The 22,192-nt window shown below is 69.1% G+C and carries 22 protein-coding genes; 9 read left to right on the top strand and 13 right to left on the bottom strand.

All coding sequences use genetic code 11. The features are described from left to right. Together C6A86_RS17635 and C6A86_RS17630 are read right to left on the bottom strand one after the other, a co-directional pair. Positions 1–1,515: a leucyl aminopeptidase gene (locus C6A86_RS17635; RefSeq protein WP_105364579.1), complete on the bottom strand. Its 1,515-nt coding sequence runs from the start codon at positions 1,513–1,515 to the stop codon at positions 1–3. Next, positions 1,512–2,606: an adenylate/guanylate cyclase domain-containing protein gene (locus C6A86_RS17630; RefSeq protein ID WP_311100810.1), complete on the bottom strand. Its 1,095-nt coding sequence runs from the start codon at positions 2,604–2,606 to the stop codon at positions 1,512–1,514. Before C6A86_RS17630 ends, C6A86_RS17635 begins: the two co-directional genes overlap by 4 nt. Positions 2,607–2,649: 43 nt before the next feature. Between C6A86_RS17630 and gcvT the strand changes: the two genes are divergently transcribed. After that, positions 2,650–3,747, top strand: a complete 1,098-nt coding sequence (gcvT, locus tag C6A86_RS17625) for a glycine cleavage system aminomethyltransferase GcvT (protein ID WP_105362465.1) — start codon at positions 2,650–2,652, stop codon at positions 3,745–3,747. Between the two features lie 22 nt (positions 3,748–3,769). Further along, entirely contained in the window at positions 3,770–4,876 is a 1,107-nt protein-coding gene (locus tag C6A86_RS17620) for a branched-chain amino acid aminotransferase (protein WP_105362452.1), read from the top strand. A 168-nt stretch (positions 4,877–5,044) separates the two neighbouring features. On the opposite strand, the gene C6A86_RS17615 is transcribed toward C6A86_RS17620, so the two are convergent. From C6A86_RS17615 to C6A86_RS17595, 5 genes are read right to left on the bottom strand one after another with little or no spacing between them, the layout of a single operon-like run. Next, on the bottom strand, positions 5,045–6,445 hold the full coding sequence (locus C6A86_RS17615; RefSeq protein ID WP_105362453.1) for a YdiU family protein: 1,401 nt from the start codon (positions 6,443–6,445) through the stop codon (positions 5,045–5,047). 10 nt (positions 6,446–6,455) lie between these two features. Beyond that, positions 6,456–7,178, bottom strand: a complete 723-nt coding sequence (locus C6A86_RS17610) for an adenosylcobinamide-GDP ribazoletransferase (RefSeq protein ID WP_105362454.1) — start codon at positions 7,176–7,178, stop codon at positions 6,456–6,458. A 10-nt stretch (positions 7,179–7,188) separates the two neighbouring features. After that, complete coding sequence (gene cobT, locus C6A86_RS17605; protein WP_105362455.1) at positions 7,189–8,235, bottom strand: nicotinate-nucleotide--dimethylbenzimidazole phosphoribosyltransferase; 1,047 nt, start codon at positions 8,233–8,235, stop codon at positions 7,189–7,191. Next, positions 8,232–8,753, bottom strand: a complete 522-nt coding sequence (locus C6A86_RS17600; protein WP_105362456.1) for a bifunctional adenosylcobinamide kinase/adenosylcobinamide-phosphate guanylyltransferase — start codon at positions 8,751–8,753, stop codon at positions 8,232–8,234. Before C6A86_RS17600 ends, cobT begins: the two co-directional genes overlap by 4 nt. 5 nt (positions 8,754–8,758) lie before the next feature. Beyond that, positions 8,759–9,421: a DUF3043 domain-containing protein gene (locus C6A86_RS17595; protein WP_199196118.1), complete on the bottom strand. Its 663-nt coding sequence runs from the start codon at positions 9,419–9,421 to the stop codon at positions 8,759–8,761. Between the two features lie 72 nt (positions 9,422–9,493). Between C6A86_RS17595 and C6A86_RS17590 the strand changes: the two genes are divergently transcribed. Then, positions 9,494–10,579 carry a glycerate kinase gene (locus tag C6A86_RS17590; RefSeq protein WP_105362458.1) on the top strand — a complete coding sequence of 362 codons (1,086 nt, stop codon included), beginning with the start codon at positions 9,494–9,496 and terminating at the stop codon, positions 10,577–10,579. A 45-nt stretch (positions 10,580–10,624) separates the two neighbouring features. After that, a complete protein-coding gene (locus C6A86_RS17585) occupies positions 10,625–10,978 on the top strand; it encodes an iron-sulfur cluster assembly accessory protein (RefSeq protein WP_105362459.1) in 354 nt (117 codons plus the stop codon). A 10-nt stretch (positions 10,979–10,988) separates the two neighbouring features. Here C6A86_RS17585 and C6A86_RS17580 read toward each other — a convergent pair whose 3' ends face one another. Further along, the gene (locus C6A86_RS17580) at positions 10,989–11,579 is read right to left on the bottom strand and encodes a hypothetical protein (RefSeq protein WP_105362460.1); all 591 of its coding nucleotides are present in this window, start codon (positions 11,577–11,579) and stop codon (positions 10,989–10,991) included. 145 nt (positions 11,580–11,724) lie between these two features. On the opposite strand from C6A86_RS17580, the gene C6A86_RS17575 reads away from it, so the two are divergent. Next, a complete protein-coding gene (locus C6A86_RS17575) occupies positions 11,725–12,696 on the top strand; it encodes a carbohydrate kinase family protein (RefSeq protein WP_105362461.1) in 972 nt (323 codons plus the stop codon). A 16-nt stretch (positions 12,697–12,712) separates the two neighbouring features. Here the strand turns inward: C6A86_RS17575 and asnB are convergent, their stop codons facing one another. Continuing rightward, positions 12,713–14,644 carry an asparagine synthase (glutamine-hydrolyzing) gene (asnB, locus tag C6A86_RS17570; RefSeq protein ID WP_105362462.1) on the bottom strand — a complete coding sequence of 644 codons (1,932 nt, stop codon included), beginning with the start codon at positions 14,642–14,644 and terminating at the stop codon, positions 12,713–12,715. Between the two features lie 126 nt (positions 14,645–14,770). On the opposite strand from asnB, the gene C6A86_RS17565 reads away from it, so the two are divergent. From C6A86_RS17565 to C6A86_RS17550, 4 genes are all read left to right on the top strand, one after another. Next, positions 14,771–15,805: a cytochrome c oxidase subunit II gene (locus tag C6A86_RS17565; RefSeq protein WP_105362463.1), complete on the top strand. Its 1,035-nt coding sequence runs from the start codon at positions 14,771–14,773 to the stop codon at positions 15,803–15,805. Positions 15,806–15,814: 9 nt separating this feature from the next. Next, positions 15,815–16,234, top strand: coding sequence for a cytochrome c oxidase subunit 4 (locus C6A86_RS17560; RefSeq protein ID WP_105362464.1), 420 nt, complete (start codon positions 15,815–15,817; stop codon positions 16,232–16,234). Positions 16,235–16,364: 130 nt separating this feature from the next. After that, entirely contained in the window at positions 16,365–17,186 is an 822-nt protein-coding gene (locus C6A86_RS17555) for an MmpS family transport accessory protein (RefSeq protein ID WP_311100809.1), read from the top strand. Next, positions 17,186–17,848, top strand: a complete 663-nt coding sequence (locus C6A86_RS17550; RefSeq protein ID WP_105362408.1) for a DUF2561 family protein — start codon at positions 17,186–17,188, stop codon at positions 17,846–17,848. Before C6A86_RS17555 ends, C6A86_RS17550 begins: the two co-directional genes overlap by 1 nt. A gap of 1 nt (position 17,849) precedes the next feature. Here C6A86_RS17550 and C6A86_RS17545 read toward each other — a convergent pair whose 3' ends face one another. The 4 genes from C6A86_RS17545 to C6A86_RS17530 form a co-directional block, all read right to left on the bottom strand. Then, a complete protein-coding gene (locus C6A86_RS17545) occupies positions 17,850–18,413 on the bottom strand; it encodes a DUF664 domain-containing protein (RefSeq protein WP_105362407.1) in 564 nt (187 codons plus the stop codon). A gap of 96 nt (positions 18,414–18,509) precedes the next feature. Further along, positions 18,510–20,165 carry a ubiquinol-cytochrome c reductase cytochrome b subunit gene (locus C6A86_RS17540; RefSeq protein WP_105362406.1) on the bottom strand — a complete coding sequence of 552 codons (1,656 nt, stop codon included), beginning with the start codon at positions 20,163–20,165 and terminating at the stop codon, positions 18,510–18,512. Continuing rightward, a complete protein-coding gene (locus C6A86_RS17535) occupies positions 20,162–21,358 on the bottom strand; it encodes a ubiquinol-cytochrome c reductase iron-sulfur subunit (protein ID WP_105362405.1) in 1,197 nt (398 codons plus the stop codon). The genes C6A86_RS17540 and C6A86_RS17535 overlap by 4 nt, the downstream gene beginning before the upstream one ends. After that, complete coding sequence (locus tag C6A86_RS17530; RefSeq protein ID WP_105362411.1) at positions 21,355–22,191, bottom strand: cytochrome c; 837 nt, start codon at positions 22,189–22,191, stop codon at positions 21,355–21,357. Before C6A86_RS17530 ends, C6A86_RS17535 begins: the two co-directional genes overlap by 4 nt. Between the last annotated feature and the right edge of the window lies 1 nt (position 22,192).

The raw sequence follows: 22,192 nt of genomic DNA, 5'->3' as shown, positions 1-22,192 counted from the left end.
TCAGCCGTTGGCGGCGATGTCCTCCAGCACGGCGAACATGGTCCGGGTCGGCAGGCCGGTGCCACCCTTGGGGGTGTAACCCCACGGCGCGCCGGTGTTGTAGGCGGGGGCGGCGATGTCGATGTGCGCCCACTGCACGTCATCGGCGACGAACTCACGCAGGTACACCCCGGCCACGAGCATGCCGGCGAAGCGCGAGGAACTCACATTGGCCAGGTCGGCGACCGTCGACTTCAGGTCGTCCTTGAGCTCCTCGGGCAGCGGCATCGCCCAGCCGTTCTCGCCGACCGACTGCGACAGCGCGGCCACCCGGTCGCGGAACTCGTCGCTGCCCATCACGCCGGGGGTGCGGGAGCCCAGCGCCACGGTCTGCGCGCCGGTCAGCGTCGAGGTCTCGATGAGGTAATCCGGGTCGTCCTCGCAGGCCCGCACGATGGCGTCGGCCAGGATCAGGCGGCCCTCGGCATCGGTGTTGAGCACCTCGACGGTGATGCCGCCGTACTGGGTCAGCACATCGCCGGGGCGCTGCGCGGTGGCCGACGGCATGTTCTCGGCCATCGGGACGGTGGCGATGACATCGATGGGCAGCTTCTGCGTGGCGGCCAGCACCACCGTGGCGATGACGGCGGCCGCGCCGCCCATATCCGAGGTCATGTGGTGCATGTTGGCGGCCGGCTTGATGGAGATGCCGCCGGTGTCGAAGGTGATGCCCTTGCCGACCAGCGCGACCCGCTTGCCGCCCCGCTTGGCGCCCTTGTAGGTCAGCCGCACCAGGCGCGGCAACCGTGACGAGCCCTTGCCCACCCCCACGATGCCGCCGTAACCGGCCTTGGTCAGCGCCTTGTCATCGAGCACCTCGACCACCAGGCCGACGGCCTCGCCCAATGCCTTTGCCCGCTGGGCGAATTCGGCCGGGAACAGGTGGCTCGGCGGGGTGTTCACGAAGTCGCGGGCGGTGCCGACGGCGGAGGCCACATCGACGGCGCGGGCGGCGGCGGCCTTGGTGACAGCCTTCGCGTCGCCCGCGAGCGCGACGATCTTGGTCAGGCCGGTGTCCTTGGGCGCGGTCTTGGCGCTGCGGAAATCGGTGAACCGGTACCCGCCGAGGATCAGGCCCTCGATGGCGGCCTCCAGGTCCAGGATGGACAGCGCGGTGACGACGGTGCCGACCTTGTCCAGCGAGCGCGCCGCGGACCCTGCGGCGCGGCGGATCGTGTCGGGCTGCCATTCGTCGCTCGCGTCACCCAGGCCGACGGTCAGCACGCTGGCCACCGGCAGGGCGGCGATCACCAGCCGGTGTAGCTGACCTTCGCCGCCGGTCCCGTTGAGCGCCCGCAGACCGGACTCGATGGCCCCGATGGCTTCGGCGTCCAGCACGGCGTCGACGCCGATGACGGCCGGACCGGCGTCGCCGGTGACCACCGGTACGACGAGTACGGCGTCGGCGATGCCCCTGCCGGGCAGGGACGAGCTGACGGTGACGGTGGGGGCCTGGTATCCGGGTGCGCTGCTCACCCGCCCAACCCTAATCCGGTCAACGCGTACGCGTTGACCGGCTCGTCGAAGCCCTTCAGCCGCAACGGTGCCGCGGCGGCGGTCTGGCGGCCGGGGGAGAGCTCGTGCACGGACTCCGAGACCAGGATCTGGCCGGGTGCCGCGGCGGCCACCAGTCGGGCCGCGCGGTTGACCGGGTTGCCGAAATAGTCCCCGCCGAAGGTCAAGACCGTGCCGTAATCCAGGCCGGCCCGGATCAGCAGGCCGGCCTCGGCGGCGCGCGGATGCCCGACGATGTCCTCGGCGACCCGCACCAGTTGCTCGGGGCTCGGTGCCACCCACATCACCTCGTCGCCGATGAACTTGACCAGCCGTCCGCCCAGGCCATGGATGACATCGGCTGCGGCGGCGCTGAATTCGTTGAGCAGCGCCGTCAGCTCGGGGATGCCGAGAGTCTGGGTCAGCGACGTGAAACCGGACAGGTCGGCGAACCCGACACCGCACACCACCGTCGCCGGATCCTCGCGGGCCACCTGCTCGAAATACATCCGGGTGGTCCGCAGGTGATGACGGTGCACGGCGTCCATCAGTGCGCCGAGGCGCGGGACGAACTCCGCGGCGACCCGGTAGGCCCTGGCCGTGCGGAATTCGTCATGGGACTGCTCGATCTGGATGTCCGGGGTGTTGGCGCGGATCATCGAGGCCACCGCTTCGGACAGCCGCGCCATCCCGGCCCCCACCACCCGCAGCAGGGCGGTGGCCGCCTCGTCGCCGAGCGGCCCACGCATATCGACCCAGGTGGCCAGGCCGTCCACATCGGCCTGGCTGAGCACGAACTCGTCGGGACCGGCGACGGTGAGTCCGAGCGCGGCCCAGGCCCGCGCCACCTCGGCGACCGGGAGCCCCAGCGCGTGCGCCGCGGTGGTCAGGCTGTGGATCGGCGGACCGGTCAGCTGGACCGCGTCACCGGCCAGCCCGAACAGGCGGCCGCGCCGTTCGGCGTCGACCATCTCCTCGGGGCTGAAGCCGAGCCCGTCCAGGTATTCGATCAGCGCCGCCCGGCCGCGCGCGTCGGCGATCCCGGCGGCCTGGAGCGCGTCGAAATCCACCACCGGGTCAGTGTGACAGCAGGGAGGCTCGCACTAGGGTGTGTTCGTGAGTGAGAACCTGCTGCACGGCCCGCTGGAAGAACAACACCGCGCACTGGGCGCCAGTTTCGCCGAGTTCGGCGGCTGGCTGATGCCGGTGTCCTACGCGGGCACCGTCGCCGAGCACACCGCCACCCGCACCACCGTCGGCCTGTTCGACGTGAGCCATCTGGGCAAGGCGCTGGTGAAGGGCCCGGGTGCGGCCGACTACGTCAACCGCGCGCTCACCAACGACCTCAATCGCATCGGACCGGGAAAGGCGCAGTACACGTTGTGCTGCAACGAGACCGGTGGCGTGATCGACGATCTGATCGCCTACTACGTCGCGGACGACGAGATCTTCCTGGTGCCCAATGCCGCCAACACGGCCGCCGTGGTCGCCGAGTTGGCGCGCCACGCCCCGGACGGCCTGACCATCACCGATGAGCACCGCTCCTATGCGGTGCTGGCGGTGCAGGGACCCAAGGCCGCCGAGATCGTCGCGGGACTGGGGCTGCCGACGACGATGGATTACATGGGTTACGCGGACGGCGAGGTGGCCGGTGTGCCCACCCGGGTGTGCCGCACCGGCTACACCGGCGAGCACGGATTCGAGCTGCTACCGGAATGGGATCGCGCCGGGGCGGTGTTCGACGTTCTGGTCGAGGCCGTGCGTGCCGCGGGCGGTGAGCCTGCGGGCCTGGGCGCCCGCGACACCCTGCGCACCGAGATGGGTTACCCGTTGCACGGGCACGAACTGTCGTTGGACATCTCCCCGCTGCAGGCCCGTACCGGCTGGGCGGTGGGCTGGAAGAAGGACCAGTTCTGGGGCCGCGACGCGTTGCTGGCCGAGAAACAGGCCGGACCGACCCGGCTGCTGCGCGGCCTGAAGGCGCTGGGCAGGGGGGTGCTGCGGGCCGATCTGACCGTGCTCAACGGAGACACCCCGGTGGGCGTCACGACATCGGGAACGTTCTCTCCCACACTGAAGGTCGGCATCGCGCTGGCATTGATCGACACCGCCGCCGGGATCGAGGACGGCGCGACCGTGACCGTCGATGTGCGCGGGCGGGCCCTGGAATGCGAAGTGGTAAGCCCGCCCTTTGTCCAGGCGAAAACCCGTTAGCCTTGGGTTATACAATCGGTTCATGACTGACCGCCCCCTCGAATTCACGCTTGCCCGCAACACCTCTCCGGCAAGCGATGAAGTACGAGCGGGCATCCTGGCCGATCCCGGTTTCGGGCGGTTCCACACCGACCACATGGTGTCGCTGAGTTACACCACCGCCAACGGCTGGCACGACGCGCAGGTGCTGCCGTACGGCCCCATCGAGCTGGATCCGTCGGCGATCGTGCTGCACTACGCGCAGGAGATCTTCGAGGGACTGAAGGCCTACCGGTGGGCCGACGGTTCCATCGTGTCGTTCCGGCCGGAGGCCAACGCCGCCCGGCTGCAGACCTCGGCGCACCGACTGGCCATCCCCGAACTGCCCACCGAGCTGTTCCTGGAATCGCTGCGCCAGCTCATCGCGGTCGACGAGCAGTGGGTGCCCGCCGCGGGCGGCGAGGAATCGCTGTACCTGCGTCCGTTCGTGATCGCCACCGAACCCGGACTGGGCGTGCGGCCCTCCGACGAGTACCGCTACCTGGTCATCGGTTCGCCGGCCGGGGCCTACTTCAAGGGCGGCATCAAGCCGGTCAGCGTGTGGCTGTCCAACGAGTATGTGCGGGCTTCCCCGGGCGGCACCGGCGCGGCGAAGTTCGGCGGCAACTATGCGGCGTCGCTGCTGGCCCAGGCCCAGGCTTCCGAGCAGGGCTGCGATCAGGTGGTGTGGCTGGATGCGATCGAACGCCGCTACGTCGAAGAGATGGGCGGGATGAACCTGTTCTTCGTCTTCGGCAGCGGCGGGTCGGCGCGCCTGGTCACCCCGGAGCTGTCCGGCTCGCTGTTGCCCGGCATCACCCGGAACTCGTTGCTGCAGTTGGCCACCGACGCCGGCTTCGCCATCGAGGAACGCAAGATCGATGTCGACGAATGGCAGAAGAAGGCGATCGCCGGTGAGATCACCGAGGTGTTCGCGTGCGGGACCGCCGCCGTGATCACCCCGGTGTCACACGTCAAGCATCGCGAGGGTGAGTTCACCATCGCCGACGGTCAGCCCGGGGAGATCACCATGGCGCTGCGCGACACCCTGACCGGGATCCAGCGCGGCACCTTCGCCGACACGCACGGCTGGATGGCCCGGCTCAACTAACGCGGGCCGCGATCATTGCCCGGAGCTACCAGGTTTCAGTCTCGACGAGCAGGATGCCCGGAGACTGAAGCCAGGTAGCCGAAAGCGGCTGGCGGCCTACACCAGTGCAGCCGCGTGGCCGATACGGGCAACGAGACTGAAGCCAGGTACACATCCCAGCCGAGAGTCTCAGGTACCGCAGAAGGTGCGGTAGCCGGCCGCGAAATCCTCCGATGCGGGCAGCGCGTAGCGCTGCAGGCCGGGGCGTTCGGTGAACGGATCCCCGACCGCGTCCAGCAGCGCGCGTGCCGGTCCGACATCTCCGGCGGTGGCCGCCGCCAGCGCTTCCTCGACCAGGTGGTTGCGCGGGATGTAGACCGGGTTCGCCGCATCCATCGCCGCGGTGTCCGGGGAGTGCGTGCGCCAGCGCTTCACCCACGCCATGAACCCCAGCGGCATGTCACCGTGGGCCAACCCGCGGAAGAACGAGGTGTGATCGGTGCGGTGTTCCGCCATCAGTGCGGGCAGCTCGTCGATCAGGGCATCGTCGGTAAACCCCTGCGCCAGGCCGAGTTTGGTGCGCATTCCCGCGCGCCACGCCGCCTGGTAGCGCGGGGCGAACTCGCCGAGCGTGGCGGTGGCCAGTTCGATGGCGGTATCGGCATCCTCGTCGATCAAGGGCAGCAGCGTCTCGGCGAAGCGGGCCAGGTTCCATCCGGTGATCGCCGGCTGGTTGCCGTAGGCGTAGCGGCCCCAGCTGTCGATCGAGCTGAACACGGTGGCCGGATCGAAGGTGTCCATGAACGCGCAGGGCCCGTAGTCGATGGTCTCACCGGAGATGGTCACGTTGTCGGTGTTCATCACGCCGTGGATGAACCCCACCAGCATCCACCGGGCCACCAGTTCGGCCTGCACGGAGATCACCGCGTCGAACAACGCCAGGTACGGGTTGTCGGCCTGCGCGCAGCCGGGATGATGGCGGGCGATCGCGTGGTCGGCGAGGCGGCGCAGCAGTGCGTTGTCCCCGGTACCCGCGGCGTACTGGAAACTGCCGACCCGCAGGTGACTGGCCGCGACCCGGGCCAGCACCGCGCCCGGCAACGGCGTCTCCCGGTGCACCGTCGCCCCGGTGGCCACCACCGCCAGCGATCGGGTGGTGGGGATCCCCAGGGCGTGCATCGCCTCACTGATCACGTACTCGCGCACCATCGGGCCGATCGCGGCCAGGCCGTCACCCCCGCGGGCCAGCGGGGTCCGGCCCGAGCCCTTGAGGTGCAGGTCGCGGCCGTCCTCGAACTCACCGAGCAGCAGCGCCCGGCCGTCACCGAGGCGCGGCTGCAGCCCGCCGAACTGATGACCGGCATAGACCTGGGCGACCGGTGTCGCCGAGGCGGGCAGCGTCGTCCCGGTGAGCAGACCGATACCGGCCGGGCTGCGCAGCCAGTCGGGGTCCAGTCCCAGCTCGCGGGCCAGCGGTTCGTTGAGCAGCAGCAGGGTGGGTTGCGGCGGGTGCTGCGCCTGCCAGCTGATCGCCAGCTCGGGAAACTCGGTGGCGAAGCGGTTGCCCAGCGAGAGGGTCGAGGTGGTCATCTTCTCGACGCTAGTTGATGGCCAGTCCCAGTGCGGTCAGCGTCGTCGTGACCTCCACGGATGCCCCGAGCACATCGCCGGTGATCCCACCGAACCGGCGCACACAATGGGCGACCAGCCCCGCGCACAGCCCCAGCGCCAGCAGCACCACCAGCGGACCCTGCCACGGCCGCGGGGTGGCGAAGGCGGCGGCCGCGGCCAGCGCCGCGGTCCAGGCCACCACCACCGGCAGCGGCTGGGAGCCCGCGACCATCGTGCCCAGCGTGCTGCCCGGCGCGGCCGGCACCGAACGGCGACAGGTCAGCACCACCGCGACCCGGCCGGCCAGCACCGCCACCACGATCCCGGCCGGCTCCAGCGTGCCGAAGGTCAAGCCCTGCACCGCGATGGCGATGACGACGGCCGCGACCCCGAACGGCCCGGCGGTCCCGTCACGCATCACCGCGAGCGCCCGCTCCGGCGGGCCGTAGCAGCCCAGTCCGTCGACCGTGTCGGACAGGCCGTCGGTGTGCAGGCCGCGGGTGAGCAGCAGCAGTGCCGTGACCGCCAGGACGCCGGCCAGCGCCTCCGGCCCGAACAGCTGCCCGCCCGCCCAGACCAGCCCGGCGGCCACGGCTCCCAGCACGGCGCCCACCACCGGAAGCGCGGTCAGCGCGCCGCGCCCGAACGGCGTCGCCGATCGCACCGGCAGCACCGTGCCGAACGCGAAAGCCGAAGCGAGCGAACCGATCATCGTGGTCTGCTCACGCCGGGGCGGTGGAGATGCCGGCCGCGTCGAAGGTCGCCATGGAGGCCAGGGTGGCCACCGCGGCCCGCAGCACCGGCAGCGCCACCGCCGCACCACTGCCCTCGCCGAGGTGCATCCCGAGATCCAGGATCGGCTCCAGGTCCAGGTGCTGCAAAGCCAGCGTGTGCGCCGGTTCGGTGGACCGGTGCCCGGCCCGCCACCAGGCCCGCGCGCCGGGGGCCAGCTGATCGGCGACCAGGGCGGCGGCGGTGACCACGACACCGTCGAGCAGCACGGGGGTGCGCCGCACCGCGGCCTGGGCCAGAAAACCGGCCATCGCGGCCAGGTCGGCGCCGCCGCACACCCGCAGCAGACCGACCGGATCGGCGACCACGCTGCGGGCCCGGTACAGCGCATCGCGGATCGCCGAGGCCTTGCGGGCCCAGCCCTCGTCATCGATGCCGGTGCCGCGACCGACCACCGCGACGGGTTCCGAGCCGGTCAGCGCGGCGATCAATGTCGTTGCGGGCGTGGTATTCCCGATGCCCATATCGCCGGCGATCAGCAGATCGGCCCCGCCGTCGACCTCCTCGTCGGCGATGTCGCGCCCGGCCTGCACGGCGGCCAGCGCCTCCTGGGCGCTCAGCGCGTCCTCGACGGCGATGTTTCCGCTGCTGCGGCGCACCTTGTGCGCGCCGATGCCGGTGTCGCCGGATTCGGTGTCCACCGCGATATCGGCCACCCGCACCCCGGCGCCGGCCAGGTCGGCCAGCACGTTGATGGCGGCGCCCCCGGCGCCGAAGTTGGCGACCATCTGCGCGGTCACCTCGGACGGGAACGCCGAGACCCCCGAGGCGGTCACGCCGTGGTCCCCGGCGAACACCACGACCCGGGCGCGGGTGAACTGCCGCGGCGGGCAGACGCCCTGGCAGGCCGCCACCCAGACCGACAGTTCCTCCAGACGGCCCAGCGATCCGGGCGGTTTGGTCAGGGTCTGCTGGCGGGATCGGGCGGCGCGCTCGGCCTCGGGGTCCGGGCCGACCACCGCGGGGAACGCACTCACCTGATCTCCTTCACGGCCAATGGCTGCCCGGCGATGACCAGCACCACCCGTTCGCACAGGGTGGCCAATCGCTGGTTCACCGTGCCCAGTTCGTCGGCGAACAGCCGGCCTGCCGCGGTCGCGGGCACGACCGTCAGCCCGACCTCCGGGCTGACCAACACCAGCGGCCCGGAGAAGCCGTCGACCGCGCGGCACAGTGCCTCGACCTCGGCCGCGACCGAACCCCCGGTCCATGCGGCCCGGCGGTCCATGGCCGCGGTGAGCCAGCCGCCGATATCGTCGACCATCGTGGGTGTCACGGCGTCGGCGTGCAATTGCGTTGCGACATCTGACGTTTCGACGGTCGACCAATGCGGTGGGCGTCGGTTGCGGTGCGCGTCGACGCGCACCGACCAGCTGGCGTCACCGTCGGGGGACGGTCCGGTGGCCAGGTAACGCACGGCGCCGGCCTCGGCGAGCATGCCCTCCGCATGGTGCGATTTGCCCGAGCGGATTCCGCCGAGAACCAGCACGCGCATGTGCGTCAGACGTCGGCGCCGCGGTTGACCATCGGGCGGGGGGCGCGCATCCGGCGCAGCTGCGATGCCCGGCTGCCGGCGTAGAAGCCGAGCTTCCAGCCGGTTTCGGTGTTGTCCGGGAAACGCTCGTCGACGCGGCGGTTCACGAAGCGGCCCAGGATGACGCCGTCGATGGCCATCACGATCAGCAGCACCGGCATCGCGAACGACAGCGGTTGCTGCACCGCCGGGGTCGGGACGGACAGCGTGACCAGGATGAGGGCCAGCGCGATCGGCATGAAGAGTCCGAGCAGGTTGCGGCGGGAATCGACGAGATCCCGCGCGTACCGGCGGACCGGACCTTTGTCGCGGGGCAGCAGGTAGGCGTCCTCGCCGGCCATCATCCGCTCACGGCGATCGGCCATATCGGCGCGCCGGGTCAGTTTCTCGGCCTTGCGCTCTTCCTTGGTGAGCTTGCGGCCACCGACCTCTTTGCGACGCTTGCGCGCCTCGGCGGTGGTCATCGGCGCCGGCGCCACCGGGCCGCGCCTGCGCGCCGCCTCGCTGCGCTTGGGGGTCGGCCGGCCTTTCGGGGCAGTCGCCCGGGCCTCGCCGGCATCCACCGGTGTGCCGGCGGAATCGTCATCCTCCGGGGGCGGGTTGTCCTTCTTGCGGCCGAGCAGATTCACACCGACCAGATTACTTCCCGGGCGGCGGTCGCCCGCCATGCACCTCGGAAAGTGAGGCTCTACGCTGCTGGAATGACGGGCCTTGCAGTGCTGATAGCGCCGGATTGCTACGGAGACAGCCTCACTGCGGTGCAGGCCGCCGGCGCCATCGCCGACGGCTGGCGGCAGGCGCGCGGCGATGACCGGTTGACCCTGGCCCCGCAATCCGATGGCGGGCCCGGGTTCGTCGATGTGCTGGCCAGCAGGCTGGGCGGCCTGCAGAACGCCACCGTCAGCGGCCCGCTGGACATCCGGGTGACCGCGCAGTGGGTGTTGCACGGGCAGACCGCGTATATCGAGTGCGCGCAGGCATGTGGGCTGACGCTGCTCGGTGGACCGCCCACGGTGCGCACCGCGGTGGCAGCGCACAGCGGGGGAGTCGGAGAGCTCATCGCCGCCGCCGCGGACGCCGGGGCCCGGCGCATCGTGGTCGGGCTCGGTGGCAGTTCCTGTACCGACGGTGGGCGCGGCCTGGTGGAGGCGCTGGGCGGACTCGAGGCGGGCCGGGCCCGGCTGGCCGGCATCGAACTGATCGCCGCCAGTGACGTCGAGCACCCGCTGCTGGGGCCGATGGGTGCGGCCGTGGTCTTCGGGCCGCAGAAAGGGGCCGACCCGGCCACCGTGGAGCTGCTCGAAGCCCGGCTGACCGAATGGGCGGCCGAACTGGGTGACGATATCGCCGACCAGCCGGGAGCCGGAGCCGCCGGCGGGATCGGCGCGGCCCTGCTGGCATTGGGCGGACGCCGCGAACCGGGGGCGGCCGTCATCGCCGAACACACCGATCTGGCCGCCGACGTGGCGCGGGCCGACCTCATCATCACCGGTGAGGGCCGCTTCGATGACCAGTCGCTGCACGGAAAGGTGGTCAGCGCGCTGGCCGGCGGGGCGCGGGAGCGGGGCACCCCGGTGCTGGTGCTTGCCGGGCAGGTCACGCTGTCACCGGCCGCTCTCGCACCGGCGGGAATCGCCGCGGCCTACTCGATCACCGACTTTGCCGGGTCCGTGCAGCGGGCCATGGACGATGCCGAAGCCCAACTCACCGGGCTGTCCCGGCGGACGGCCGGTGACTGGCCAGGACATAACTCGGGAATAGCGCCCGAGCAAGGTACCGTTGATTAGATCGCGAATGCACTAGCAGTTCCGGGTACGTCAGGGAGAAAAGCAATGACTGTTCAGGACACCACCACCGAAACCCATGGTGCGGTGCTGACCGACGCGGCCGCCAGTAAGGCCAAGGCACTGCTCGACCAGGAGGGCCGCGATGATCTGGCCCTGCGTATCGCCGTGCAGCCGGGTGGTTGCGCCGGCCTGCGCTACAACCTGTTCTTCGATGACCGCACCCTCGACGGTGACCTGACCTCCGACTTCGGTGGCGTGGCGCTGACCGTGGACCGGATGAGCGCGCCCTACATCCAGGGCGCCACCATCGACTTCGTCGACACGATCGAGAAGCAGGGCTTCACCATCGACAACCCCAACGCCACCGGCTCGTGCGCCTGCGGCGATTCGTTCAACTGATCGTCACGGCTCAGCTGCTGCGCTGCACGTAGGAGCAGACGAGGATCTCGTCGTCTGACTGCAGCAGCTGGGCCACCACCTGCATCTCGGTACCGGCGTCGGCGGATCCGCGTCCGCTGCCCGGGGTGATCACCGTCATGGTGAACAGTGCCTGGGCCTGATTCGTCGACCACGGCACCACCTTGTCCACCGAGGTCACCTCGACCTCGGTGAACTGCTTGCGGAACGCGTCCGAACTCAGGTCGGCCAGCGCGAGATCCGAATTCCGGTCGTCCACCGCGTCGTACAGCCCGCACAGCGCGTGCCGGGCGATCGCCTCGTCATCACCGTCGGTCAGCGCGTCCAGGAAGCCCTGGATGGCCGGTCGCACGTTGTCGGCGTCCATCGCCACCGGCGCGTCGTCATCCCCGCCGGAGAACACCAGCACGGCACCGGCGACGGCGGCGACGACCGCCACCGCGGCACCGACGGCCGCGATCGCTTTCCAGGGCGTGCGTTTCGGGTACTGCACCGGCGGCGGCAGTGCGCCGGGATACGCGCCGGGAAATGGCGGAAACCCTTGTGGGGGAGTTGATTCGGGATACGGCACGGGACCGGACATCGGTGCTTTCTCAGGTGTTGGGGCGGGTGACGGACTCGCATGCAGGCTATCGCACGCCGGTCAGCGCCCCCGCGGACCGAAGCGCCGGCACCCACGCGTCTGTAGTGTTCGCCTAGCTATGTACATGAACTGAAGGGCTGTATTCGTGACCATCGCCGTGACCGGCTCCATTGCGACCGACCATCTGATGAAGTTCCCCGGCAAGTTCTCCGAGCAGTTGCTGCCGGACCACCTGCAGAAGGTGTCGCTGAGTTTCCTGGTCGATGACCTGGTCATCCACCGCGGTGGCGTGGCCGGCAACATGGCCTTCGCCATCGGGGTGCTCGGCGGCGACGCCGCGCTCGTCGGGGCGGTCGGCAAGGATTTCGACGACTACCGCGGCTGGCTCACCAATCACGGCGTGAACTGCGACAACGTGCTGGTCTCCGACAGCGCCTACACGGCACGGTTCGTCTGCACCACCGATGAGGCAATGGCCCAGATCGCGTCGTTCTACCCCGGTGCCATGTCCGAGGCCCGCAACATCGATCTCGCCGATGTGGTGAAGCGCAGCGGCACACCGGAACTGGTGATCGTCGGCGCCAACGACCCGGACGCCATGTTCCGCCACACCGAAGAATGCCGTTCGCTGGGCCTGGCGTTCGCCGCGGACCCGTCCCAGCAGCTGGCCCGGCTCTCCGGCGAGGAGATCCGCCGCCTGATCGACGGCGCGGCGTACCTGTTCACCAACGACTACGAATGGGACCTGCTGCTGCAGAAGTCCGGACTGTCCGAGGCGCAGGTCATGAGCCAGATCAAGCTGCGCATCACCACGCTGGGTGAGAAGGGTGTCGACATCGTGGGCAGCGACGGCACGTTCGTGCACGTCGGCATCGTCCCGGAAACCCATCAGGAGGACCCGACCGGCATCGGCGATGCCTTCCGCGCCGGCTTCCTGACCGGCCGCGCCGCCGGCCTCAGCCTGGAACGCTCCGCGCAGCTGGCCTCGATGGTCGCCACGCTGGTGCTGGAGGCCCCCGGGCCGCAGGAATGGACCTGGGACCGCGACGCGGCCGTCACGAGGCTGACCGACGCCTACGGCGCGGAGGCCGGCACCGAAATCGGCGCCGCCATCTGATCGGGCATGCCCCGACCTAGATCTGCACCGGATAGGTCGGTTCGCTGATCTGAGGTGTCACGCTGCCCTCGATGAAGATGGCGTGCCACAGCATGAAGATCAGCACCGTCCACAACCGTCGGCTGTGATCGCTGTCGCCGGCCCGGTGCTCGTCGAGCATGGTGCGCACCGCGTTCAGGTCGACGAGATCACCGGTCTGGGACGCCGCGACCATGGCGTGCGCCCAGTCGAGCAGCTCGCCGGCCTTGAGCCAGTGCCGGATGGGCACCGGGAAGCCGAGCTTGGGCCGGTTGAGCACATGCGCGGGCACGATCGGTTCCAGCGCGCGGCGCAGCGCGTATTTGGTGGTGGTGCGGGTGATCTTCTGGTCATAGGGCAGCCGCGAGGCCACCGCGAACACCTCGGGATCCAGGAACGGCACCCGTAGTTCCAGCGAGTTGGCCATCGTCATCTTGTCGGCCTTGACCAGGATGTCGCCGCGTAGCCAGGTGAACAGGTCCACATGCTGCATGCGGGCCACCGGATCCCAGCCCTCCGATGCCGCGTACAGCGGCGCGGTGACATCGGTGTGCGTCCAGTCCGGGCGGAACCCGGGCAGCACCGCCCGTAGTTGGGCATCGGAGAAGCTGCGGGCGTTGCCGTAGTAGCGCTCCTGCAGCGTCAGCGAACCCCGATGCAACAGGCTCTTGCCGCGCATCCCGTCGGGCAGCGGCTGCGACGCCTTGCCCAGTGAACGTCGCACCGGCTTGGGTAGGTAGTCGAAAGCCTTCAGCGACAACGGTTCCCGGTAGATGGTGTAACCGCCGAACAGCTCGTCGGCGCCTTCGCCGGAAAGCACCACCTTGACGTGCTTGCGCGCCTCGCGAGCGATGAAGAACAGCGGCACCAACGCGGGATCGGCGACAGGTTCGTCGAGGTACCAGACGATCTCGGGAAGCGCGGCGACGAACTCGGCCGCACTCACCACCTTGGTGACATGCCGGGCGCCGATCGCCTTCGCCGATTCCACGGCGACGTCGACCTCGGAGAAGCCTTCCCGCTCGAAGCCCGTCGTGAACGTGATGAGGCGCGGGTTGTGCCGCATGGCCAGCGCCGCGATGGCCGTGGAATCGATACCCCCGGACAGGAACGCGCCGACGGTGACATCGGCGCGCATGTGCTTGGCGACGGAGTCCTCCAGCACCGCGGTGATCTCGTCATAGCGGGCCTGCTCGCTGCCCGCCCTGAACGGCACAGTGGTGAACTTCGGCTCGAAGTAGCGCGTCACCACCGGTGCCCGCCCCGGACGGACCAGGGCATAACTGCCCGACTCCAGTCGGCGGATGCCGCGCTGCAGGGTTTCGGGTTCGGGCACGTACTGCAGCACGGTGTAGTGCTGCACGGCGCGCTCGTCGATACCCAGGTCGATCCCGGCGGTCGCGGCGAGGTCGAGGAGGCATTTCTTCTCGCTGCCCACCACGGTGCCGCCCGGGCCGGTGGCCAGATAGAGCGGCTTGATGCCGAACGGATCCCGCGCGCACAACAGTTCCGCAGTGTGGGTGTCCCACAGCGCGAAGGCGAACATGCCGCGCAGCCGGGTCAGGACATCGGTGCCCCAGTGGTGGAAGCCGGCGACGATCGCCTCGCCGTCACCGTCGGTGTGAAACACCGCACCGTGCTCGGATTGCAGGGCGGCACGCAGTTCCAGATAGTTGTAGATCTCGCCGTTGAACACCAGCGCGTAGCGCTCCGGCGCCTCCGGCGGACCCCAGCGCAGCGGTTGATGACTGTGCGCGATATCGATGATCGAGAGCCGGTTGAAACCGAGCACGATATCGGCATCGGTCCAGGTCCCGGGCTCGTCAGGACCTCGATGACGCATCAGATGCGAGGCCCCCGATACCGCTTCGACCAGCGCAGGGGAGGTCTCGACGGACGGGTCGGTCAGATACGCCAGCAGTCCGCACACCGGGCCAGTATGCCGAATCGTCCAGTCGCTTCGCTCGACCCGGCGGGCGTGGTCTACGCTGCGTAGTATTCGCCAAGTTTCACCGACCGCCCTGCGGTTCACCGACTTCATTTAGGAGGCGCCAACGTGGCCGCTCGCGGGTACCGTTTGGTGGCGTTGTCAGTGGTTCTGGGTGGCGTGGCCATCCTGCTCAGCGGTTGCAGCTACCAGGAGATCTTCGGCCTGGGCTGGCCGGAGGGCATCACCCCGGAGGCCCGGCTGAACCGCGACCTGTGGGTCTGGTCGGTCATCGCCTCGTTCGTCGTCGGCGGCATCGTGTGGGCGCTGATCTTCTGGACCAGCGCGTTCCACCGCAAGAAGGACACCGACACCGAGCTGCCGCGTCAGTTCGGCTACAACATGCCGCTGGAACTGGTGCTCACCGTGGTGCCGTTCCTGATCATCTCGGTGCTCTTCTACTTCACCGTCGTCGTGCAGGAGCGGATGCTGCACAAGGACCCCAACCCCGAGGTCGTCATCGACGTGACCGCCTTCCAGTGGAACTGGAAGTTCGGTTACCAGAAGATCGAGTTCGGTGACGGCACGCTGTCCTACGACGGCGTCGACAACGCGCGTAAAGAGGCCATGGCCTCGGCGCCCGAGGGTGTCGACGAGCACGGCAACGAGATCGTCGGCCCGATCGCGGGCAAGAACGAGACCGACCGCACCTACCTGAACTTCGACAAGATCGAGACGATCGGCACCTCCACCGAGATCCCGATCCTGGTGCTGCCCAAGGGCAAGCGCATCGAGTTCCAGATCGCCTCGGCCGACGTCATCCACGGTTTCTGGGTCCCGGAGTTCCTGTTCAAGCGGGACGTGCTGCCCAATCCCAAGGAGAACAACTCCGACAACATCTTCCAGGTCAGCGAGATCGAGCAGACCGGCGCCTTCGTCGGCCGCTGCACCGAGATGTGCGGCACGTACCACTCGATGATGAACTTCGAGGTCCGTGTCGTGGAGCCCAACGATTTCAAGGCCTACCTGGACGCCCGGACCGGTGGCTTGACCAACGCGCAGGCGCTGGAGGCCATCAACCAGGCTCCGCTGGCCACCACCACGGCGCCGTTCGACACCCGTCGCGGCGAGCAGGTCGGCGTTCCCGCACAGGCGAGCAAGTAAGGACGACTCATGCATATCGAAGCCCGGTTGTTCGAGTTCCTGACCGCGTTCTTCCTGCTGTCATCGATCGTGTACGGCGTGCTGACCGCGATGTTCGCCACCGGCGGCATCGAGTGGGCGGGCACCACCGCCCTCGTGCTCACCACCGGCCTGACGCTGATCACCGGTACTTTCTTCCGGTTCGTGGCGCGACGTCTGGACACCCGGCCCGAGGACTACGAAGACGCCGAGATCAGTGACGGCGCCGGCGAGCTGGGCTTCTACAGCCCGCACAGCTGGTGGCCGATCCTGATCGCGCTGTCCTTCTCCACCGCGGCCGTCGGTGCCGCGCTGTGGCTGCCCTGGCTGATCGTCGCGGGTGTCTGCTTCGTGCTGGCCTCGGCCGCCGGCCTGGTCTTCGAGTACTACGTCGGCCCCGAGAAGCACTGAGGTCTTCCGCCAGGTCACAACCGTGCGTCAGTTCGCTGACGTGACGTCGTGGCGTGGTCCCCACCGTTGCCTGGTTGGGTAGTGTTGCCGAGGCAGCAGTCGAGAAGGATAGGCCGAGGTTTAGTTGCAGATGAGCGGGCCGTCAGGACCGGAGCAGTCGGGTGCGGACAAGGATCGCAGATCCCGCGCCGACGAGACCGACATCCAATCCCGGGCGTACTCCGCCCCGGAATCCGAGCAGTTCACCAGCGCTCCGTACGTGCCGCCGGATCCGGCGCTGTACGACTACGACAACTACGCGCCCGCTGATCCCGACCAGGACGCACCCCCGAGATGGCCATGGGTCGTCGGCGTGGTGGCCATCGTCGCCGCCGTAGCCCTCGTGGCATCCGTGGCACTGCTGGTGACCCGCACCGACAACACCGGACTGGCCAACCCCGAAACGTCGACCACGACGGCGCCGCCCGTGCAGGACGCGATCACCACGACGCCACCACCGCCGCCCAGCAGCGAGCCGCCGCCCCCGCCGCCGCCCACCGAGGAGCCCCCGCCCCCGCCCCCGGAGACCGTCACGGTGACGCAGGAACCACCACCCCCGCCACCCAGTGCGGAGGCGCCGCCACCGCCTGCCACCACAGAGGCCCCGCCGCCGCCCCCGCCGACGACGACACGGCCGGCGGGACCCCGGCAGGTGACCTATTCGGTCACCGGCACCAAGGCGCCCGGCGACATCATCACCGTCACCTATATCGACGCGTCCGGGCGCAGCCGCACCCAGCGCAACGTCTACATCCCGTGGTCGCTCACCGTCACCCCGATCTCGCAGTCCGAGGTCGGGTCGGTACAGGCGTCGAGTTTGTTCTTGGTCAGCCGGCTGAACTGCTCGATCACCACAAGCGATGGCACCGTGCTGTCGTCCAACACCGGCAACGCCGCACAGACAAGTTGCTGATGCTCAAAGACACTGAACTCACCCCGTCACCCCGTCGTACCCTGTCCGGTCCGGAGAACCTGGAGCGGATCCTGCTGGGCGCCTGTGCCGTCATCTGGCTGGCAGCGCTGGGCGCCGCGGTCGCCGCCACCGTGTCCCTGGTGGACATGGCGAGCGGCCGGGGCACCGTCCGCGCCGAACTGTCCGAGGCGTCCGGCTCGGACACCCCCTGGGTGCTCTACACCGTGATCGGCATATCGGCCGCGGTGATCGTCGTGGCGATCCCGCTGTTGGTGCGGGCCCGTCGGCAGAGCTCCCACCGGCCGATCCGGGACACCCCCGCCGGCGGCTCGGTGGTCGAGGACATCGCCGCCGTGTCGCCCCGCGAGTCCCGGCGCAGGCGTTCCGACCAGGTCCCGGAGTCCACCACGCGTGCTGCCGCGCTGCCGGGCGTCATCGATCAACTGTCCGTGCGATTCGGGCTGTCGATCGCGTGCGCGGTCGGGGTGGGCACCCTCGCCGTCGGGCTGGCCACCTACCTGACGGCCAATGACAGCGGCAGTGCCGCCGTGGCGTTCTTCATCATCGCCGGGATCGTCACCGTGGCCATGCCGGTGCTGCTCTGGTTCTACCTGCGCGAGCTGCGCGGCGTGCTCGGGCCGGCCGACAAGCCCGCCGCCTGACTCAACCTGCTCCCGGGCGCCAATCGGCCGGCGGGTCTTCACCGACGCGTCCGTCGACGGCCTCGCGCAGCAGATCGGCGTGGCCGGTGTGGCGGCCGTACTCCTCGATCAGGTCACATACGCTGCGGCGCAGGCTCGCCCGGCTGCCGTCGGGCCAGGCGATGCACACCAACTGATCGAGGCCACCATCGGCCAGCGCCGCTGCAAGCCTGGCCCGGGAATGCGCGATGGCCCGATCCCAGAGTGCATAGAGCTCCGCCGGGGTGTCCTGCGCGGCCGAGGTGAAGTCCCAGTCCGGGTCCGCATCCCAATCGGCGGAGTCCCACGGCTCACCCATGGGAGAGTCATCGAGGCCGGGGCCGAAACGTTGTGCCTCGGCCCGCGCGAGGTGCTTGAGCAGACCTCCGAGCGTCAGCGACGAGGCGCCGATCCGGACACCCAGCCCGGCCGAGTCGAGCCCGTCGGCCTTCCAGCGGAACGTCGCTCGCAGCCGCTCCAGCGAGGCGACGAGATGCTGTTCCTCGGTGCCGGCCAGCGGTGGCTCCCATGGCGGATCGGCGACCATGCGGGTCAGCGTACTGCCGGCGGGGTAGGGGAGAGGGGCCGAACGACAGAAGGCTCGCGCAGCGTGCTGCGCGAGCCTTCTGCCGTCGTGAAACTGCTAGTGGTGCCCGTTGGATCCGTTCGACCCATGGGAACCGTTGCCGTTGCTGCCCTGGTGCTCGGCCAGCACGGCCAGCGCCCGGTGCTCGGAGGCATGGGCCGCCTCGGCGAGCGCATCGTGCTCTTCCACCGGATCGGCGAACAGGAAGCTGCCGCTGCCGGGCGCGCCGCCGGATCCGAGCTTGTTCATCCGCTTGGGCAATGCCGCGCCCTGGTACTCCAGCGGAATCGGGTGCCCGTGATCGTCGACCGGTCCGAGCGGCTGGTGCAGCTCGATGTAGGCACCGTGCGGCAGGCGCGTGATGATGCCCGTCTCGATACCGTGCTCCAGCACCGCACGGTCGCTGCGCTGCAGGCTGATCGCCCACCGGTAGGTGATGTAGTAGACGATCATCGGCAGCACCACCATGCCTATGCGGCCGATCCACGTCGTCGCGTTCAGCGAAATGTGGAACTTCAACGCGATGATGTCGTTCATGCACATGAACGTCAGCAGGATGTAGAACGAGATCGCCGCGGCGCCCACAGCGGTACGCGTCGGGGCGTCACGCGGGCGCTGCAACAGGTTGTGGTGTGCGTTGTCGCCGGTGAGCTTGCGCTCCAGGAACGGGTAGACCGACAGCAGCACGAACACCAGGCCCATGCCGACCGCCACCCACACCGACTGCGGAATCGTGTAGTTCCCGATGTAGAACTCCCAGGCCGGCCAGGTGCGGGCCAGGCCGTCGGTCCACATCATGTAGAAGTCGGGCTGGCTACCCGCCGAGATCTGCGAGGGCTTGTACGGGCCGAGCACCCAGATCGGGTTGATCTGCAGCAGGCCGCCCATCAGGCCGAGCAGGCCGGTGATCATGGCGAAGAAGGCACCCGACTTCACCGCGAAGACCGGCATGACGCGCACGCCGACGACGTTCTTCTCGGTCCGGCCGGGACCGGGGAACTGGGTGTGCTTCTGGAACCACACCAGCGCCATGTGAGCGCCGATGAGCGCCAGCATGATTCCGGGGATCAGCAGAATGTGCAGGGCGTACAACCGCGGGATGATGATCTCGCCGGGGAAGTCACCGCCGAACAGCGCCCAGTGCAACCAGGTGCCGATGACCGGCATGCCCAGGGTGATCGAGGAGAACGCGGCCCGCAGGCCGGTGCCCGAGAGCAGATCGTCGGGCAGCGAGTAGCCGAAGTAACCCTCGAACATCGCCAGGATCAGCAGCAGCGAGCCGATGACCCAGTTGGCCTCGCGGGGACGCCGGAACGCGCCGGTGAAGAAGATGCGCGCCAGGTGAACCATGATCGACGCCGCGAAGAGCAGCGCGGCCCAGTGGTGGATCTGGCGGACGAACAGGCCGCCGCGCACCTCGAAGCTGATCTCCAGGGCCGATTCGTAGGCCCGCGACATCTGCACACCGCGCAGCGGCTGGTACACGCCTTCGTAGGTCACGTGCGCCATCGACGGATCGAAGAACAGCGTCAGCCACACACCCGTGATCAACAGGATGATGAAGCTGTACAGCGCGATCTCACCCAGCAGGAACGACCAGTGCGTGGGGAAGACCTTGTTCAGGATGCCGCGACGTACCGCCTCCGAGGGGTGGTACCGGGAATCGATCGCATCGCCTTGTGCGGCCGCGATATCTCCGAGCTTGGGACTCATGATTTGCGCTCCCAGAATGCCGGTCCGACGGGTTCGATGAAGTCGCCGTTCGCGACCAGATAGCCGTCCTTGTCGATGGTAATAGGCAATTGCGCCAGCGCACGCGCGGCCGGACCGAAGATCGGCCGGGCGAAGTGCAGCGCATCGAACTGCGACTGGTGGCACGGGCACAGAATGCGGTAGGTCTGCTGCTCGTAGAGCGAGGACGGGCAGCCCAGGTGCGAGCAGACCTTCGTGTAGGCGAACAGTTCGCCGAAGTTGAAGCTCTCCTGGCCCTGGCGCTTGACGACCTTTTTCATGTCCTGAGGCTTGATGCGGATGAGCATGACCGGGTTGCGGACACCCATCGCGACCTCGAACAGGTGGTGGCTGGATTCCACCGTGACGCCGTCACCGTCGGACTCGCGCCAGGGGAAGACCGTCTCCATACCGCCGGCGTCGATGTCCTCGGGACGCATCTTCACGAAGGGCGATTCGCCGGGGATGCCGGTGGCACGGGCCAGGTAGATGGTCTCGCCCTGGAAACGCGGGGTCCATCCCGAGGTCCACAGCACGGCCTTCTTGCCCTCGGCGGTCTGCACGACCGGCTTCCACGGGTTCTTGATCAACCCGCCTGCGAAGGCGACCAGGGTGCCCAGGCCGAACGCCCCGAGCCCGATGCCCATCGACAGCCCGATCAGCTTGCGCCGCTTGATGGTCGACCCCTCGAGGGCGTCGCTCAGGTTGGCGACGATGGTCTTGCGGTGGATCTCCGCGGAGGCGCCGTCGTGGCGGTCCTGGATGGTGATCTCTTCGGGGATGAACTTCTTCTGGAAGAGCACCGCGCCGATACCGATCGCCAGGATCGACAGGCCGAAGGTCAGGCCGTACAGCGGGGTGGCCAGCGTGTAAATCCGCTCGCCCTCGGCGCCGTAGGGCACGTACTCCCAGGGCCAGAACAGGAAGACCAGCAGCAGCGCCAGCCCCGAGAAACCGCCGAGCAGCAGCCAGTAGGACACGGTGCGCGAGGCACGCTTCTCGGCCTTGGTGCCCTCGACCGGCCAGCGGGGTTCCTTGAAGACGACCTCGACACCGTCGAGCTTGCCGCCGAGCGCGAGCAGTTCCTCGCGCGACATCTCGGCCAGTTCGGCGTCGGTGGGCTGACCCGGAACCGGACGTCCCGAGGTGTCGCCGCCCTGGATATCCCCGCTCATGCGCGTGCTCCGATCCACAACGTCATGCCGACGGCAGCCACGATCCCGATGATCCAGATGGCCATACCTTCGGTGGTCGGGCCGAATCCGCCGAGGCCGTAGCCGCCGGGATCCGGAGTGTCCGCCGCCTGCCGCACGTAGGTGACGATGTCGGCCTTCTCCTCGGGGGAGAGCTGGCGATCGGAGAACTTGGGCATGTTCTGCGGGCCGGTGAGCATGGCGGTGTACACCTGCGCGGGCACCTTCGACGCCTCGCCGAGGTCCGGTGCGTACTTGCCGGAGGACAGGGCTCCGCCCTTGCCGGTGAAGTTGTGGCACGAGGCGCAGTTCAGCCGGAACAGGTCGCCACCGCGGGCGACGTCACCGGACAGCAGGGACTCGTCGGCGATCTGCCCGTTGGCTTCCCGGGGCACGACGGGGCCGCCGCCGTTGGCCTGGACGAAGGCGCCGAGCGCGTCGATCTGGTGCTCGTCGAAGACCGGCTCCTTGCGGGGCGCCTGGGCCTCGCCGCGCATTGCGGGCATCCGGCCGGTGGAGACCTGGAAGTACACGGCCGCCTCACCGGTGCCGATCAGGCTGGGGCCGCGGTCGGGCACACCCTGCAGGTTGGCGCCGTGGCAGCTGATGCACGAGGTGTCGAACAGTTGCTTGCCGGTGCGCAGCAGCGCCGACTGGGATTCGTCGGCGACGGCGACCTGGGGGGTCGGGGTCAAGGTGGCGGCGGTGACGCCCGCCACAGACAGCCCGAGCAGCAGCAGCACGGCCGCCGACACGCGCCGGCGCAAGCGACGTTGCTTGATCGTCTTCCCGGCTGCGCCGGACTTGCTGGTCATC

It is taken from the genome of Mycobacterium sp. ITM-2016-00316, from assembly GCF_002968335.2.
Taxonomy (GTDB): Bacteria; Actinomycetota; Actinomycetes; order Mycobacteriales; family Mycobacteriaceae; genus Mycobacterium.
This window is presented reverse-complemented; position numbering and strand designations above follow the sequence as displayed.